This window comes from Gilvirhabdus luticola, from assembly GCF_040117515.1.
In the GTDB taxonomy this organism is placed as follows: domain Bacteria; phylum Bacteroidota; class Bacteroidia; order Flavobacteriales; family Flavobacteriaceae; genus Gilvirhabdus; species Gilvirhabdus luticola.
On the sequence record NZ_JBEEEN010000006.1, the window covers coordinates 43286 to 63025 of the forward strand.

Consider the following 19740-nt stretch of genomic DNA (forward strand, 5'->3'; position numbering starts at 1 on the left):
TCAAGACAAAAAATTAATTTCCGAAATTATATCTTAAAGTAATTCCAGATCTAATTGTATTTTGTGGAAATGCGGTTGAAATGGCATATTCTGAAAATGTGTAATCGAAATAAAAGATACCTGTCAGATTCTTACTAAACGCATAGTCTGCAGTATATTTTAATCCCCAAATCGTCTGCCCAGATGTTACTTGATTATTCTCCAAATCCAGATATCTAATAATGGTTTTATTTTCTCGTATTGAGATATCTGCCTTCATGTTCAAGTCACTTACTACGACTTGTCGAGGACCAGCTAATTTTGATTTAAATCGCACATCCTTGATGCGATAACCTAATCCTAACACATATTCGTTACCTTTTATTTCAGTCATTAAATTATTATCAAAACTCAACGACAACATTCTATCTTTTTGAACTTCTGCCAATATTTTAACAGAGTTGTTCATTTCAAAATCTATTCGAATTAATGGGCTGAACATTTCAGTTAAACTCACATTGCTGTAAAGCGTTTCATTTTTATAATTCCCAGACTGGTCAAAAACATCTGGATTAGGTTGCGTATCATAATCAGTATAATCATCAGGTTCTACATAATCTAAATTTGTTCTGAACTGATTTATAGTATAACCTGAACGATAGCCATGATTTATAGAGAACCGTTTAAAATTCTTTTTAAACCAGTTAAACTTCATAAAGCCCGTGTATTTCAAGTCCCAGTTTGGTATTGGTGTATCTCTAAAAGCGCCTAACGATACTTTATCAGCACTTTTTCCGGAATAAGCTGATAAAAACGCTGGTAATAAAACGGCTTGGTTTGTTTTTCCAAATCCTTTTGGATAGCCTGCTAAATCAGCATCTTCAAAGTTGGAAGGGTTTGTCATATCTACACCGTTCTTTTGAGCCAATCTGCGTGCAATTATTAACCTATTTGCTCTAAAATCATCAAAGGCATCCGAGCTAGTTTCATCACTTTTACTAAATGCAGTTTTGATTAAAAGTGTTGAAATATTAAAGTTTCCAAACGTATTTGGTGTAAGAGGTTGATAATCTAAAATTCCGTCAGAGCCTGGCGTCCCATCTCCTAATAAATAATCATGTATTTTATAATTTTCTGTAGAATTTTCAGAATACATTCTGTTGGCGACAATATCTATTTTTAAATCTCTAACGGGTTCAATATTCGCTGAAATATCCATTTGTCTTGTATGGACTTCGGTATATTGATCATTAAAATCTGGAAAAACTGTTAGCCATCCTTTTCTTGCAGCCAAATACCTTATATCCTTTTGGCTACCAAAAGTATATCCAAATGTCGGTTTTAGAGTACCTATAAATCCGGGTGTTAGTAAATAACCTGGCAAGAATGTTCCGTTGTTTTCAGAATAGTTGAATTGAATTCTCTTCACACTTGTTAATATATCTATTCCAGCATTCAATAATTTAGTTCCCGCCTTATTGGTCTTTTTAGGTTTATTAGCGTTTGGAGTTCCGCCAGTTGGAGGTGTTGAAATTTGTTGCCTGCTTGTTCTAGAACCTCTAACTGGTTTTTTAACCAACCCAATATATCTGTAAAACCTATTCATGTCTAAAGACGAATTGATATTATGAGTATTGGCATTTTGAATAGTATTTCCTAAATCATAGGTTTGACCATCAAGCTCTAAATTGCCATATAAATCAGATCCTTTTTGCCATTGAAAATCTCCTGTGTAAGAATATGTTGCACTTAAGAAGCTAAAGGTTGGTATTTTATAAAGAGGAATTTCATAATTAACGCCTAATTGCTGGTATTGCCTATTTGGGTCGCCGACATCAAAGAAACCATCCCAAACATTTAGTGTTGGATCTTGTTCTCCGTTTATGATATTATCTTTAAAATAATTTCTTACAATGTTATTATTTGATGCCGTAAAGTTTAATTGCAATGAGTTTGTTAGGTTATAGTTTACGGTATATTGGAAATCGAATGTATAATTTCTCCTAAATAATTCTTCCAAACCAATATTATTCCCGCCTAATTCTACTTCTCTAAATCTTTGTTTATTAAACTGTCTGTTGATATTGGTATTTAAAGTAAAGCTTGATGGTAAAAGGTTAAAATTAAAATCTTTAAGAATTTGCCAATATTTCCCCGTAAATAGAGAATCGTTCTTTTTAAAAGGTTCAACGCTAATTGGATCAAAATTATAAGCATAATTTACACCTGTTCTTATAGTTTGGTCTAATGAATTTTCAATCTCAAAATCCCTATGTTCTACTTTATTATAGGAATAGTTTAATGTCAAGTTTTCCACATCATAAAAATGTGGTTTAGCTTCTTCATTAGTTTTTATTTTTCTTACGCCAATAAAATTAATACTCTTGCGTTTTGTGTAATTTTCATTTACTTTAAGTATTGAATCTTGATTGGCATTATTATCTAATTGCGTCTGAAGCTCAATATCTCTATAATATTCATCATATTTAGGGGTAATAATTTCTTCACTTTGACCATAATTGAAAGGTATTTGAATTCCCCACTTTTTTGGTAATAGTTGCCCGACATTTATATTCGTCACTACATCATATTGTTCAACATCTTCTATACTACGTTCGTTTGGCCCTTGTTCAATTCCACCGAAACCTGAAGTGCTCTTTCTTCCTGTTGCGCTAACGTTTGCAAAATCTGCTAAATTTGAATCTACACTTACTATAGCTGCCCAACCTCCTTTATTGTCTAAATCTGACATTCTTAACTCATTAAACCAGATTTCACCACATTGCGGATTTTTAGAAATATTTTTTACTCCTATCATCAACGTTCTTATGTCTCCAAAATTAGGATTCCCTTTTATTGCAACACGATGCTGACCTGGAGTGTAACCAGAAAATGGGTCTGAAACAGGAATGTCTATTAAAGTTCCATCTATAACATCGTAAAATGTTGGATCTTCATTGCTTAAAGATCCATTGGCAATACCTAAAGATTTAATTTGAGCCAAGACTTCAATTGGAAGATTGATCTCGTTTTCTTCCGGCCACAAAGCCTCTCTTGAAACTCCTGTTGAAACTTGAAGCGGAATTTCTATTTGATAAAAATTTTCTGTAAGATCATTTCCCATCCTAATAAATCCAACAAGATCATTACTAGCTAATGTTCCAGACTCTCCATCTTCAGCATGCATAAACATTCGAATGCGTTTATACTGACGCATATCAACATTAATGTTCTTGTAAACTGCTTTTGAATCTAATGTTTCTAAATCACAAATATTGGCTACTAAAGATTGCTCATTTTGTCTTACAACTGTATTATTATTAAATAACTGTTCAGGTTCAACTCCTGGAGGTGAGGCATAACTTCCTTCATTTTCTATGGTTCCAATAACTCCTACCGAAAATTCGGTTTGAGGATCTTCTGGTGTTGGATCGTTTTTATCAAGGGCTTGTGTATATCGTCTCCAATCACTTCTCACCAGATCAAGTGTTCCAAAACGGAATACTGTATTTTCTGTAAACTCTTTGAGGTACATACGAACAAAACGTATCGATCTAAAATCAGAGATACCATTAATTGCCTGAACATGGTCTCCTTCAACAGGAATCCTGAATTGATACCACCTAACTTGAGCCGTTTGTCCGTTTGCTAATTCTCTATTTTGAATTTTTATATCTCGAATAAATTCTCCTATAGGATTTGTTGGTGAAATTTCATCTAAACTGTTTTCCGGTAAATTTTGTCTTGTTATTTCTAATTCATATTCAAAATAACTATTAATCGTATTCATTGTATTGTCCCGATTAATATCCTCTGCGTCTGGTTGTGTTGTCGAACCTCTGTTTGTGTCTGTAAAAGTGTCTGGTGAGTTACCTTCTTGACCATTATATTGAGCATAACGTTCAAAGATATTTCCTTCCGCCTGTAAAAAGTAGGTGTAATTATCGTTTGCTGGATCATCTAGTCCGGCAAAATTCGGAAATTTTAAAGCTTCGTCTATGTCGTTCAACCCATCATAACCTACATCCTGAAGAGTTCTTTCCGCTCCTGTAGTGCTAAAGGCATAAACCAAAGACTGATTAGCAGGCACCTGACCCCAAGAAGTTTCTGTTGTAAACACATTATTGTTTGCATCTGGTAAACCATTCTCATATTGCTTACGTCCATCTGGTAGTACATCTTCAGAAATATTACCGAGGTTAAATACCAGTTTCCCTCCTGGATTTGAAAGATTTTCCTGAAAAGGGTCTTGCAACCAAAATTCTATGTATTCTACATTAGCTTGTTCTAAATCTGTAGATGTTAATTGCCTTGTTATACCTGCCCAGTTTTGTTCTGGATTTGGCAAGGTGTTACCATTAGCATTAGGGCTAAAATTATAGGGCCCTCTTTCTGCAGGATAGTATGCTAAATCTAAAGTGTTTTGTACAGAAACTTGACCTTGTACTAAATCCCTATTTGGAAACAGTTCACGAATAAAGACACGACTTGTATACAAACTAGAAACATCATCGTCTGTAATACCGTTTGGCCTTTGGCTACTATAAAAAATGGGATCGATAGAATACCAATTTAGTTTTGCTCTTTGATAGCCATTTTGCAAATTGATATCGCTATCTGGGTCGTTAACATCTATATAACCCAAATTAGGATCGAAAGGTGTGCTCGATAAGAACCAAGATTGTTGGGATTTTAATTCAATAGCATTTTGCGTTCCTTCAAAATCATCAACGTAAGATGTTGCTTCACCATTAAAATTTGTTCCTTTTGGTGCTCCAGGTGCTAAATAAGCAAACTCACCTCTTACAGAAATGTTGGATGGTACATCTGTATCAATATTTGGAAGTTTGTTTACTAAACGTGTTAAAAATGGAACTTCAGTAGAATAATTTCCGTTAAACCCAAAAATAGTATTGTTGATTGGTTCGCTATTGTAGTTTGCCTTTTGTGTTATAGGTCTTTCGTTCAGGTTTAAGAAAGTGGCACCTAAAAGGAAGTTTTCGTTAAACTGGTGTTCAACATTTATTCCTGTAAATCTTTTTGTTTGTTGGCCAAAAACTGCATTATTTTCAGTAGACACTTGTATTGGAGTATTTGACGCTTTTAGGGCTTCGTCTAAAATTTGCACTCTCCCAAGTTGATAATTAACTGTATAGTCTATACCTTCAACCAGCACACGTCCTCCAGCAGTTACTTTAACAGAACCTCTTGGGACATTGAAAGATCCTATTGGAATACCATCACCACCTGAAGATTTATATCGTCCTTTTATTTGGAACTTATTTTTTTCTACTTCTTCTAACGCTGCTGTTTTGGTACTGCTATATAAAATGCTATAAACATATTTTTGTTGGTTCCCATTATATGTTGCCTCATTATTATAATCTTCTAATGGATCAAGAGAAAGTACATCAAACAGATATTCACCAAATGGTTCAACAGACGTAAATATAATTTTACCATTTTGAGGTAACACAGTGATACCTGGAACAAAATCAAAGAATCCATCACCATTAATTTGTGGGTCGTTGTTAAAATTTAACTTATCTAAATTGAAAACCCTTAAAAGTGGTGTTTCTTGTAATTCGTCTTCTCCTGACCCTGGAGTTGGGAAAGGTGTGCCTGAAACAGGAGTTATGTAATTTAAAGGTGATGCTTCTGTGTAGAAAATATTTAATTTAAAATCATCCTGACTTAGTTGGTAAGCACCAGTATCATAAATGTTTTTCATCATTAAATCCCAAACTGGTTGATTCACATTGGTAATACTGCTTTTAAGCATTTTTACAATCAATGTGTTATTAGTTACTGATGTAACATTCCCATCTATATCTGTACCAATACCAGTAGCATCTATACCATCGTTTGCAAACTCACCTATTTGATATACTTGCCCTCCAACGGTAAACTGAAATGCCACACCAAGTATTTCATCATTACTCAAACGCTGATTTAATGAAATATAGCCTAATTGTGAGTTTAAAATATATTCTGATCCTTCAATAAGCTTTCGGGCATTCTCTAATTTTGAATAATCTGTCCCTTCGTTTGCACCAGGAACGGTTATACCTGATTGCGCCGTTGCAACATCTCTTATTAAATCGTTTAATTGAGAAGTTCCTACTCCAATACTAGTTGGATCCAGGGCATTATTTGGATTGTCAGGTAATGTTCCTGGACTTCCATTTACTATTACAGATGGATTTCCTACTTTATCTGTTTCTCCAATATCCTGTAAAGCAATGACGTTTCTTACATTGTCTGTTTGATTATTTCTATTGGTTACCCAAACTTCTAATCTAGTAATTTGAATATTCGAATTTATAAAAGGATATGTTGAAAGTGCCTTATCGTAATTATCCCTAAAATATTGAGCTAAAAAGAAATGCCTGTTTTCATCATAATCTCTAATGAATAATTCAAATTCTTCTAACGTACCACCACCTTGAGCAACTACGGTCTTTGTTTCAGATTTCTGTTCAGAAAAAATTCCTGTTACTGTGGTTTTTCCAAATTGTAATTGTGTTTTTACACCAAAAAGACTTTGAGCTCCAGTAATTAAAGAATTATTGAGTGGCATACTCACATTTCCAACTTCAATTTTCTGTATGATGTCATCTTCAGTTGGTGTATATTCTAGTTTAATTATATTTTCAAAGTCAAAAGTAGATTGCGTATCATAATTAGCCGTTACTTGAAGTCTAGTGCCAACTCTGCCCAATAAACTCAAACTAATACGTTGATCAAAATCGAAAGTGAAATTACTTCTATTCTTCGGAGAAAAAGCAGGATTATCCTGTTTAGAAAACAAAACTCCCAAATCCATTTCAACAGAACCTTGAGGTACCACTTCAATAGTGTTGCCTCCAAAAACGGTTTCAAAAAAATCTGAATCTACATAAAATTCTGGCAAAAGGTTTTTTTGTTCATCCTCTGTTCCTTCTTTTTTTCCATCAAATGCGTCAATTTTTTGTTTGTAATAAGATTTTAAGTTTTCTTCTATAACAAGCTGTTCGTATTCTTCTGGAGTTAATATTACGGGATAATTAATATTAAAGTTTCCAATAGATTCTGTATAATAATATCTGTCTGTTATAGGATCGTATGTGTATTTAGAAACAATACTTTCAGGATTTGGGAATTTTAAATTTCCTAAACCAAATCCTGTTTGCGTTGTATCTTGATCTGTTGGTTGTTGCGACCATACAGCTACTGAAACCAATAAGAACAGAACCGAAAACGTATATTTTTTAACTGATTTATAAAAATTTAGGTTAGTAGTATTCAAAATCTATTATAAATTTTTTAAAGCTAATTTAATAATGGTTTCTACATTGGCATCTTGTTGTGTAGTTAAAATTTTATCTACAACTCTTTCGGCTTGCTTTCTTGCAAAACCTAAAACCTCTAAAGCAGATAACGCTTCATCTTTACAGGTATTGTTTTTTGCTACTGAAACTTCATCAATATCGTAAATTTTTAGAACTTTATCCTTTAAATCTAGTATTACTCGTTGAGCAGTTTTTGCTCCAATGCCTTTTATAGACTGAATAAGAACTACATCTCCCATAGCAATACCTTCTCTAACTTGTTTTGGAGTTAAAGAAGACAACATAGTTCTTGCTATACTAGAGCCAATGCCACTTACAGAAATTAAGAGTTTAAAAATTTCTCTTTCAGCTAAAGACGAGAAACCAAATAATGAATGAGAATCTTCTTTTATTTGAAGATAAGTATATAGCTTAATGTTTTCTTGATTAGGGATTTGAGAAAAAGTGTGTAAGGAAATATGTATTAAATAGCCTATTCCGTTACAATCGATAACAACATCCGTTGGGTTTTTTTCAACAAGTTTTCCTTGAATATATGTTATCATTTAATTATCCCTATTTACATCCCAAATGTAATAAAATTATTTACATTAAAATTACTTTGCTTCAGGGTGTTCAAGCTCCCATTTTTCTTTTTGCTGGGCATCAATAACAGAAATTGCTGTCATATTTACAATTTCGTCTACACTAGCTCCTAATTGTAAAATATGAACGGGTTTTCTTAGACCCATCATAATTGGACCTATTGATTCGGAATTGTTTAATTCCTTTAAGAGTTTATATGTAATATTTGCTGATTCAAGATTGGGAAAAATTAAAGTATTTACTTTTCTGCCTGCTAATTTAGAAAAAGGGAAAGTTTCTTTATGAACATCAACATTTAATGCAAAATCTATTTGTAGTTCACCATCTACTAATAAATCTGGATAATTTTTGTGTAAAATTGAAACTGCATCTCTAACTTTTGTTGCTCCAGGATTGTCTGAAGATCCGAAATTAGAATAAGAAAGCATGGCAATTGTAGGCTGCATTCCAAACATCTTCACCACCTTAGAGGTCATAACAGCGATTTTAGCCAAATCATCTGCTGAAGGATTAATATTAATTGAGGTGTCGCTTAAAAACATTGGCCCTCGTTGGGTCATCATAATATTTGTAGTAGCTATTCTTGTAGCTCCTTTTGCCAAGCCAATAAGTTCGAGAATAGGTTTTACAACTGTAGGGTAGGCTCTTGAGTATCCAGTAATAACCGCATCTGCATCACCTTCGTTTACCATCATTGCAGCAAAATAGTTCCGTTCACGCATCAATCTTTGTGCCGAATAATAGGTTATACCTCTTCGACCTCGTTGTTTCCAGTAACATTTGGCATAATTATTCTTTCTTTCTATTTCTTCATCAGATTTTGGATCTATAATTGGTACATCTGCTTCAAATTCAATCTCGTCCATTAGAGCCTTAATGATATCTCTACGCCCTAATAATATAGGGTGAGCTATCCCTTCTTCATGAGCGATTTGAGCAGCTTTAAGCACTTTTAATTGGTCTGCCTCCGCAAAAACTACTCGCTTTGGATTAATTTTTGCCCTGTTGAGTAACAGTCTAACGATTTTGTTATCAGAACCCAAACGCTCCATAAGTGAGTCCCTATATTCTTCCCAATTTTTAATTGGCTCCTTTGCCACACCAGACTCAATTGCTGCTTTTGCCACGGCCGGTGGAACTTCTGCAATTAGTCTTGGATCAAAGGGTTTTGGAATGATATAATCTTTATTGAAAGTAAGACGCGTTTCTCCATAGGCGATATTGACTTGTTCTGGCACTGGTTCTTTAGCTAGATTTGCTAATGCATACACAGCAGCCATCTTCATCTCTTCGTTGATCTTTGTAGCACGTACATCTAAAGCTCCTCTGAATATAAATGGGAAACCTAAAACATTATTAACCTGATTAGGATGATCACTACGTCCTGTTGCCATAATGATATCTTCTCTTGTAGCAACAGCCAAATCATATGCTATTTCTGGATCTGGATTAGACATGGCAAATACTATAGGCACTTTTGCCATAGATTTTAACATTTCTGGAGAAACAATATTTGAGGTTGAGAGACCTATAAAAACATCGGCATCTTTCATGGCTTCATCTAAAGTGTCAATCTTTCTATGAGTTGCAAATTCTGCTTTTTCTAACGAGAGGTTTTCTCTGTCTTGTCTTATTACGCCCTTACTGTCTAGCATAACCATATTTTCTCGTTTAGCACCACAGGCCTGATACAATCTTGAACACGAGATAGCTGCCGCTCCTGCACCGCTTATTACAATTTTAACTTGATCTATTTTCTTTTCTGCAAGTTCTAATGCGTTAATCAATGCAGCTGCCGAAATAATCGCCGTACCATGTTGGTCATCATGCATTACTGGAATATCTAATTCCTCTTTTAACCGTCTTTCAATTTCAAAAGCTTCTGGAGCTTTGATATCTTCAAGATTTATTCCTCCAAAAGTTGGAGAAATCATTTTTACAGTTTGTATAAACTCTTCAATGTTTTCGGTATCTACTTCAATATCGAAAACATCTATATCGGCAAAAATTTTAAATAATAAGCCCTTTCCTTCCATGACTGGTTTGGATGCCTCTGGTCCTATATTACCAAGCCCTAAAACTGCTGTACCATTTGATATAACTGCTACTAAATTTCCTTTAGTAGTATATTTATAAACGTTTTCTTTTTTTCTGCTTATTTCCAAACAAGGCTCTGCAACTCCAGGAGAATATGCCAAAGACAAGTCTCTTTGAGAAGCATACTTTTTTGTAGGCACTACCTTTATTTTACCAGGTATCGGTTTGGCATGATATACTAAAGCTTCTCTGCGTTTACTTTGCTTGCTCATAAAATTGGATTAATTTAATTAGCAAAGATAAGAATACTGTAATGTTAATGGCTAAACTTTTAAAAAAGTATTACTTTTACTATCAGTATTATCTATATTATATTTTTTGATTCTCATTAATCAATACGTTTATGAAACCTGTAACTTTAAAGCAAATTGCTGAAACTTTAGGCTTATCTGTTGCTACTGTTTCAAAAGCTTTAAGAAATTATCCTGATGTTAGTGAGAAAAATAAAAAACTAGTAAATGATTTAGCAAAATCGCTTAATTATGTTCCTAATCCATCCGCTGTAAATTTAAGAACTCAAAAATCAAAAACTATTGGCGTTATTATACCTGCTACTGTACATCATTTTTTCTCGAATGTAATTAATGGTATTTTGGAGGTCGCAGAAAAGGAAGGCTATTTAGTTATATTAATGCAATCTAATGAAAACTATGAGCTTGAAAAAAGGCATGTAGATTTATTAATTAATAAAAATGTTGATGGTATTTTAATGTCATTATCTAATAAAACAAATAACTTTTCTCATATCAAAAAGATTCTGGATTTTGGAATACCTTTAACTTTGTTTGATAAAATATCTAAAAGTGTAAATTGTTCAAAAGTTATTATTGATGATAAAACAGCAGCCTATAACGCTGTTACATATTTAATAAAAAAAGGTCATAAGAAAATAGCGCATTTTAGAGGAGATTTAATCCCTCAAAATTCAATTGATCGGTTTTTAGGTTATAAGCAGGCACTTATTGACAATAACATACCTTATGATGCTTCGTTGGTTTTTATGTGTAATAATAATAATGATTTTAAAGATGGTTATAATGCAGCCAAAATATTGCACAAAAATTTTGGTGATTCTGTCGATGCCATTTTTTGCATAACTGATGTTGTAGCAACTGGTGCACTTAAGTATTTTAGGGATAATAGTATCAAAGTCCCTGAAGATATAGCGCTTTTCGGTTTTAGTGATTGGTTTATGTCTTCTGTTATTACACCTACCTTATCAACAGTACATCAACCAGGGTTTGAAATGGGGAAAGAATCTGCGAAGATTTTACTAGATGAGATTAACAATAAATATAAAGGTAAAACTGTATCTTATAAAACTGTTGTATTAGATACAAAATTGGTCATCAGAGAGTCCTGCTAACTTTTTAAAAAATCAATATTTCTTTTCAGTCCTGAAAATTTTGTTCGCTTAACAGCGGATTTCTTAAAAACCTTATTAAATGTTTCCATTGTAATTTCTTCCCAATCATTTTTTGTCATTGATAGTAATTCAGGTTTTGGGTTGAATAAAGGTTCATTATGGGGTTTTGAAAACTTATTCCAAGGGCATACATCTTGGCAAACATCGCAGCCAAACATCCAACTATCCATTTGTCCTTTAAATTGGATAGGAATATTATCTTTTAATTCTATCGTTAGATAAGAAATACATTTGCTACCATCAACCATATAAGGTTCTACTATAGCTTCAGTTGGACAAGCATCAATACAAGCAGTACAGCTGCCACAATGGTCTGTAGATGGTGTATCATATTCTAATTCTAAATCTACAATCAATTCTGCTATAAAATAAAATGAGCCCACTTGTTGAGTTAATAAATTACTATGTTTACCTATCCAACCTAATCCAGATTTTGCCGCCCAGACCTTATCTAAAACCGGAGCAGAATCTACAAATGCTCGACCATTAACCTCTCCAATCTCGTCTTGAATAAAATGTAATAAAGATTTTAATTTGTCCTTAATTACAAAGTGATAGTCAGTTCCAAAAGCATATTTAGATATCTTGTAACTTTCTTTATTTTGAGTTTCAGATGGATAATAATTCAACAACAATGAAATGACGCTTTTGCTTCCATCCACAAGTTTGGTAGGATCTAATCTTTTGTCGAAATGATTTTCCATATAGTGCATTTCTCCATGCATATTATTCTTCAACCATTGTTCTAGTCTTGGAGCTTCTTCTTCTAGAAATTGAGCTTTACTAATACCACAAGATAAAAAACCGAGACGCTTGGCTTCGGTTTTAATTAAAGCAGAATAATGTTCTTTTACCACACATCTAATTTATGACAATCTGCTTTAGTAAAAAATAAAACTGGTAGATACTACCAGTTTTATGAATAATTCAAATAAAAGTATAATTTATCTGTACTCCCTCCTTAATTACCATATGGTGGTCCAGCCACATTATCTATAGTCCAAATTTCGCCTGTAAGGGTAATGATATAAGCTGTATTTTGAATAAATTCGAGAGATGTAGGTCTATCCAATTCCTCAACTACCGTTGTTAGGCTACCGTCAGAATTTACTTTTACTAATGAGCCCGTGTTTGGTTCGGCAGAATCGCCATCATTTCCTCCAGTCCAAATTCCTTGTGACAGTGCATATAATGTTTGTCCTCTATTCATTTGTACGTCCACAAGAAAAGGGATTCCTGAACCAACTTGGTTAACTTCTTTGGTATGTGAATTGATTGCTATTACCCTACTATCTAAATTAGACTCCGCGGATGTCCCAGCTTCAGTCATATACACCATATTACCACTGACTTCAAGTCCGGTAGGAACAATGTTGCCAAATACTTTAAATTCACTTACTTCACCGGCAAGTGTAACATGATACATGCGGTTATGATGACCATCAGTCACTAAAAATCCACCGCGATAGGTTTGCATAGCATATTGCAAACCCATAGGAAGAAAATAATCAAAGCCCGTAGGTGGGTTTTCTGTTGCAAACGTACCAATATCTGCAATTAGTGTATTACTATCTGGACCATCTATTCTATAGATACCATTAATAAAGTCAGTCCCAAAAAACTCCAAAGGTCCAACAAGTGTAACTAAAGCATAGGCTGTTTCATCAATAAAAGCAACATCTATAACACCACCGATAGGCACGACAGAGGTTGGTAATTCGCTTGCAAATGTTGTAATCTCTCCTGTATCTTTATTTACTTTTAAAATGCTTCCAGACGGCCCCGTTTGACCAACATATAAGTGGCCATCGGGACCAACAGTGCTTCCAACTGATAGGTCGGGCAAAGCTGCCAATAACTGCGGTGAACCTGGCACCATTTGTTTGCTTAAATTGGATGTCTCGCTTAGCATTAATTCCTCATTGGAATTAGCTTCGGCATTCTCATTACTACATGATATGATAGTAAAACATATCATTATCACTATACCTAAAAATGGCCTTCCATATCTGATTGGGGCTTTTCTAAAAAATAATTGGTTTAATGTTTTCATAATAAAATGTTTTAAAATTAATATTCATTAACGAGCTATTAATCAATTAAAATCATTAATGATTAAATAAAAAGCAAGGAGGGCATATCTATTTAGATTCAAATTCTAATTGAGGCGCACGGTAACACTAGTTACAATATCTAAAAGAGAACTAATAGGTTCTTCCTTATCCCACGAAAACAAAATCCTTGCTGATAAGTGTTTTATCTCATTTTCAGGGGACAATATTTTGCCAATTACCTGAATTGACCAAGAGACATTATTATTTGTGTTGCCAAAAAATCCATAATCATTTATGACTTCTGTTACAGTCGCCATTCCCTCCGCTTCTATTGGTGCAGTAGAAAAAAAAGGACACCAACTCGGAAAGTCGTAAATATTTTCAAGTGTACCTCTATAAACGTATACCTGAACTTCACCTTGCCCTAAAGTAACTATACGTTCAAAATTACTCGCTGCAATGATGTCTTGATATTGAATAATATCATCATAAAAATTTCCACCACAAAATACTGGTAAAGGGTCGGGATGTCCTACTGTTAAAATTAATTCGCTTTTAGCATCTATAAAGGTTTTTCCAACAAATAAATAGTCATCTCTAAATAGGAATGCGCCAGATTGTTCTGGTGCATTTTCAATTCTTTGTGATGTCACCAAATTAGCTTCTGAAATGGATTCTTTCATAATTCCATCCTCATTTTTGCTACAGGATACAAACGTAAAAAGTACCATAATAAACAATAAAGAAAGTGTCATTCCAAAGTTGATTAAGCCTTTTTTAAAGAATAATTGGTTTAATGTTTTCATAATTAAAAGATTTAAGATTAATTTCTATTATTCAGCCACTAATCAAAAGCTATAATTGTTATATGAGTTAAATGTAGAAGGAAATTATTGCTCCAGATTGTACTATTGTCTCATTGAACTGAACTATTGTCTCAACATTATGAGATTGATATTTATTTGCTTTTGATACGGTAGGATTCTGGCGTTTTACCTAGTTCTTTTTTAAATACTTTCGAAAAGTATGTAGTTGATTGAAACCCTATGATATAAGCTATTTCTTTAACTGTGAGGTTTGTTGTAGATAGCAAAAGTTTTGCTTTTTCTATTCTGATATAATTTATGTATTGAGTTGTCGACATCCCTGTTAGAGCAATTAATTTTCTGTGCAATTGTGCTCTGCTTATATATAATTTTTTGGCAAGTTGATCAACAGATAATTTGTCTTTATCATTCAATACCAACATTTGCAGATTCTTTATTAAGTTAAGATCTAATTCATTTATATCTGGGGTACTTTTGTAATCCTTTTTTAAGTGTAAAAGATCTTTAAGATATTTTAAACGTTTGTGCTGCTTTTCTAAAAGACTCTTAATAATAACTAGCAATTCATTGCCATCAAAGGGCTTGGTTAAATACGCATCAACACCTAATTTGTATGCCTCCTGTTTGCCCTTACTTTCAGTGCGAGCACTTATAATAATAAACGGTATATGTGAGGTGTTTATATTGTCTTTTATCTGTTTACAAAATTCAAACCCATCCATTTCTGGCATCATCACATCGCTCAAAATAAAATCAATCTCTTTATTAGAAGCCATTTTAAGACCTTCAACGCCATCTTTAGCTGTAATTATATTATAGTCATTTGCTAATAGCATTAATAAAAAGTTTTGAATATCCTGATTGTCTTCTACTACCAATATGGTTGGCTTCATTACATCTGTTTTAATTCTAACTGGTGATTCGATTACATCCATAGGCTCTTTAATAAATGGAATATGATAATCAATATCAGTATTTATGGCCTCATTTTTAATTGGAAGTTTTACAGTAAACACAGAACCTTTACCTTCTTTGCTCTTCACATTGATATTGCCTTCCATCAATTCAACTAATTCTTTGGTAAGAGCTAAACCAATTCCACTACCTTCCATACCTTGAATATCTAGAGTTTTAAAGTGGCGCTCAAACACTTGTTGTAAATTTATTTTGCTAATTCCTCTTCCCGTATCTGAAATTCTTATAGTTAGCTCGTTGTTTTTGGCTTGTACATTGACTAAAATTTTACCGCCTTCGGGTGTAAATTTAATCGCATTAGATACCAGATTATTTAATATTTTTTGGAGCTTATCATCATCAAAATCCATAAACAATTCTTGCACATCACTCTTAAAATCTAAAGTCTGTAATTTTGAATCTGAATATGATCTGTATAAGTTTATACTTTTTTCAATAAACTTAATAACATCTCCATTCTTATAATGTACTTCCATTTTGTTTGCATCCAATGATGCCAAATCTAACATTTGGTTAACTAAATTCAGTAGTTGATCATTGCTGTCCTGAATTCCTTTTACTAATTTTTTATCTTCTTGTGAAGAGCTTTCTTTAACTAAATGAGCGGACAAGCCCTTAACTATGGTGAGTGGTGTTCTAAATTCATGAGAGATATCGTTAAACATTTTAGATCTTAAAGTATCCAAAGCCTGTCTTTTTTCTACTTCTTTTATTGCTAACTGCCTTATAAGATTGACCCTGTAAATAATAAATATAATTATAAGTACTAATGTTGTGTAGATAAAGTTGGCCCACCATGAAGTGTACCAAGGAGGAAACACTTGAATATTCATAACCAAAGGTGCCTGATCCCAAATTTTATCGTGGGTCATAGCCGATACCTGCAAAGTATAATCTCCCGGTTTAAGATGTGCAAATTGAATTTCTGGTTTATTTAATTTTTGCCATTCTGTATCAGTTGGTAATAATTTATACACATATTGTACATTCTTATTCAGACGATAATCAATGGAAGAAATGCCGAGAAAAAAAGGAAAGCTATCATAGTTAAATGTCAACTTTGAGGTATGAAAAAGTGATTTTTTTAAGATAGAATTTACACTTGACGCTGGTTCTATTATTGAATCTTTGACTCTTAATTCAGAAAAATATAATGGTTTTTGGATGCCTTCTTCACGAACATGGCGAGGGTTAAAATATGTTAAGCCATTAATACCGCCCATATAAATAGTTCCAGAATCACCTTTAAAAATAGCTTTAGGGAAAAAATAATTTCCCTGAAGGCCTTCATTAGCTGTATATTGAGTAAATGTTTTATTCTTTAGATTAAACTTTACTATCCCCAATTTAGTTCCCAACCAGAGATTACCATAACCATCATCTTGAACAGAATACACAATAACTCCAGGAAATCCTTTACTAGAAGTCCAGGATTTAAATTCACTATTCCCTTTATACAGATTTAGACCATTAAAGGCCCCAAGCCAAACCCTATTCTTATTGTCAACAAAAATGTCATAGATTATATTGTGTGACAACGATTTTCTATTATCCGATTCCTTTTGGTAATACTCAATAAAGGGATCCTTCCTCTTGTTAGTTTTAAAACTCAATTTAACTAAACCCTCTAATCCTCCTGCCCAAACATTGTTTTTCTGGTCAACAGCAACACACAATAGAGCACTAATTGAATTTTCACCCATATAATCACTATACCTCATGACTTTCAATTCGTTCTTGGATGACAATGTCAACGAAAATAACCCACCCCCATAAGGAGCTCCCCAAATGGTTCCAAAATTGTCTATATCTATATCTCTTACGTTATTGCCACTAATCGTGTTAGGATCATAATAATCATAATAAAACATCCTAAATTTTGGTTTGTTGGGATCAAAGCTGTCCAAATTGATCATTCCCAATCCGCCTCCTGTCGCAAACCATAGTCTGTTATTATTATAGTCTTTAACAATGGTATTTACATCTACATTTTTATAACCCCTGGCATCCCATAACTCAATAGGAAAATAATAAGGTTCTCCAGATCTAATTAAATTTAAACCTCCTTTAGCTGTTCCTACCCATAAGTCTTCACCATCTTTAAAAACTGAACTGACTGTATTATCATTTAACAGGTAAGTTCCCCGCATATCTTTTGATATGTTATTAAAAGGTCTAGAAGAAAAATCGAGGAGGTCCAACCCATTATCTGTCCCAATAAACAGTTTATCGTCGGAAAATTTATACAGACAATTTACATAATTATCACTTAAATCGGTGCCTTTAGAATGCTCCGAATCTAATTTTAATACGGTACTTTTTTCATTTATATCAAACAAGTACAATCCGTTACTTGTCGCCATCCAAATATGATTTTCCCTAACTTTAACAAAATCCTTAATAGAAATTCTAAATTCTTTTTGTTTATCAAAATAAATTCTTTCTAACTCATTCGTTTCAATATTTTTTACAAATAAGCCATTGCTGGTCCCTAAAAATAATTCTTTTCCATGCTTAAAAAAAGAAACAGAATTTCCAAAGGGATTGTTTGTTAATTCTTTTGGTTGTTCATTGCTATGAATATCATGTTCATAAATCAAACCTCCAATTGCCCCTATTAAAAGCGTATCCGAATTATCTAAAAAAAGACTCCTTAAACCCTTACCATACAAGTAGTTTTTTTGATATAAACTTCCGTCCAGAGAAAACTTTAGCTTGTGTAGTCCTAAAGTTGAGGTTACCCATATGGTTCCATCCTTATCCAATGCCATATCTGTAATGTATTCGGTTATGTTATCAGTAAAATTTTTGAACTTAACCTTGACAAAGGTTGTTCCTTTTTTATCTAAATAGCATAGTCCGCCTCCAAAGGTACCAATCCAGATATTTAAGTAACTGTCTTCAAGAAGTTTTGTAATAACATTACCGCAGATTGAATTGAAATTCATTTCATTATAATAGAAGTTTTTAAATGAGTTTCCATCAAATCGGCTTAACCCATATTCTGTTCCTATCCATAAAAAATTATCCTTGTCCTTAATAATAGAAAAAACACGATTATCGGAGAGACCATCTTCAACATTGAAGCTTTTTATTCTAATATTATCATACTTGGTTTGCTGAAAACCAAAGCCTAAATTTGTAAATAAATAAAAAAGCAGGACTGTAATGCAATAAAGATTTTGCATTAAAAAAAATCTTAAATGATAAAAACTTATCTTTAAGTTCATAATATTGGTACAATAGTAAATAGGATTTGGAGCAGGTATATATAAATATACAAAATCCTATCTATTAACCAATTGAATGTTTGCTAACAGGTTGATTTAATTGTTAAAAAGCAATTTTTAAGGCGTAGTAATAAGGCATATATTACAAAAAAAGACATCCGGGTTAGAACAAACTGTCTTGAATACCACCTTTTATTTTACCCAGATGTTTATAGGCAAGTTCTGTAACCTCACGGCCTCGAGGTGTGCGCATAATAAACCCTTGTTGTATTAAAAAAGGCTCATACACTTCTTCTATAGTTTCTGCACTTTCGCTTACAGCAGTAGCTAGCGTCGTTATACCTACTGGACCTCCTTTAAACTTATCGATAATGGTTGATAAAATTTTGTTATCCATTTCATCCAAACCATGAGCATCCACGTTCAGTGCTTCTAATGCAAATTTGGCTATCTTAATATCAATATTTCCAGTTCCTTTTATTTGAGCAAAATCGCGTACACGACGCAACAAGGCATTCGCTATTCTTGGCGTTCCTCTACTTCTACCTGCTATTTCTACCGCAGCTTCCATAGAAATTGGAACATCTAAAATACTTGCACTACGTTGCACTATGGTAGTTAATAATTCTGTATTGTAATATTGTAACCTGCTCTGAATTCCAAAACGCGCTCGCATTGGAGACGTCAATAACCCTGAACGTGTTGTGGCGCCAATAAGTGTAAATGGATTCAAATTAATCTGAACAGTTCTAGCATTTGGTCCAGACTCGATCATAATATCAATTTTATAATCTTCCATTGCAGAGTAAAGATATTCTTCTACTATAGGACTTAATCTATGAATCTCGTCAATAAATAAAACGTCACGCTCTTCCAGATTTGTCAATAATCCTGCTAAATCACCTGGTTTGTCTAGAACAGGACCTGAGGTGACTTTAATTCCGACTGTCAATTCTGCAGCAAGAATATGTGCTAATGTTGTTTTTCCCAAACCTGGAGGTCCATGAAACAAAGTATGATCTAATGCTTCATTTCTACCATTTGCTGCTTGTACAAATACTTGAAGATTTTCCAACACTTGATCTTGACCTGTAAAATCATCAAAAGACAATGGTCTTAATTTTCTTTCAACATCAATTTCTTCTGGAGAAAAATGTTCGTTTGTTGGGTCAAGGTTCTCATTCATATAACACAAATATAAACAAAAAGCCTTTCTAAATTAGAAAGGCTTTTTGT

General features: G+C 33.2%; 9 protein-coding genes. 1 reads left to right on the plus strand and 8 read right to left on the minus strand.

Features of this window, described 5'->3' with window-relative positions:
- Positions 1–13: 13 nt before the first annotated feature.
- From sov to AAFP94_RS10785, 3 genes are read right to left on the minus strand one after another with little or no spacing between them, the layout of a single operon-like run.
- On the minus strand, positions 14–7267 hold the full coding sequence (gene sov, locus AAFP94_RS10775; RefSeq protein WP_316662733.1) for a T9SS outer membrane translocon Sov/SprA: 7254 nt from the start codon (positions 7265–7267) through the stop codon (positions 14–16).
- Between the two features lie 6 nt (positions 7268–7273).
- Entirely contained in the window at positions 7274–7855 is a 582-nt protein-coding gene (gene ruvA, locus AAFP94_RS10780; RefSeq protein ID WP_316662734.1) for a Holliday junction branch migration protein RuvA, read from the minus strand.
- Positions 7856–7906: 51 nt separating this feature from the next.
- Positions 7907–10204: an NADP-dependent malic enzyme gene (locus AAFP94_RS10785; RefSeq protein ID WP_316662735.1), complete on the minus strand. Its 2298-nt coding sequence runs from the start codon at positions 10202–10204 to the stop codon at positions 7907–7909.
- Between the two features lie 131 nt (positions 10205–10335).
- Here AAFP94_RS10785 and AAFP94_RS10790 point away from each other — a divergent pair, with 131 nt between their 5' ends.
- Positions 10336–11358, plus strand: a complete 1023-nt coding sequence (locus AAFP94_RS10790) for a LacI family DNA-binding transcriptional regulator (RefSeq protein WP_316662736.1) — start codon at positions 10336–10338, stop codon at positions 11356–11358.
- On the opposite strand, the gene queG is transcribed toward AAFP94_RS10790, so the two are convergent.
- The 5 genes from queG to ruvB all read right to left on the minus strand — a co-directional run bounded on the left by queG (position 11355) and on the right by ruvB (position 19690).
- Positions 11355–12275: a tRNA epoxyqueuosine(34) reductase QueG gene (gene queG / locus AAFP94_RS10795; protein ID WP_316662737.1), complete on the minus strand. Its 921-nt coding sequence runs from the start codon at positions 12273–12275 to the stop codon at positions 11355–11357. The genes AAFP94_RS10790 and queG overlap by 4 nt on opposite strands.
- A 104-nt stretch (positions 12276–12379) precedes the next feature.
- On the minus strand, positions 12380–13471 hold the full coding sequence (locus AAFP94_RS10800) for a ScyD/ScyE family protein (protein ID WP_316662738.1): 1092 nt from the start codon (positions 13469–13471) through the stop codon (positions 12380–12382).
- Between the two features lie 105 nt (positions 13472–13576).
- A complete protein-coding gene (locus AAFP94_RS10805) occupies positions 13577–14278 on the minus strand; it encodes a hypothetical protein (RefSeq protein ID WP_316662739.1) in 702 nt (233 codons plus the stop codon).
- 152 nt (positions 14279–14430) lie between these two features.
- The gene (locus tag AAFP94_RS10810) at positions 14431–18462 is read right to left on the minus strand and encodes a hybrid sensor histidine kinase/response regulator transcription factor (RefSeq protein ID WP_316662740.1); all 4032 of its coding nucleotides are present in this window, start codon (positions 18460–18462) and stop codon (positions 14431–14433) included.
- A 205-nt stretch (positions 18463–18667) separates the two neighbouring features.
- Complete coding sequence (gene ruvB, locus AAFP94_RS10815) at positions 18668–19690, minus strand: Holliday junction branch migration DNA helicase RuvB (protein WP_316662742.1); 1023 nt, start codon at positions 19688–19690, stop codon at positions 18668–18670.
- Positions 19691–19740 lie beyond the last annotated feature (50 nt).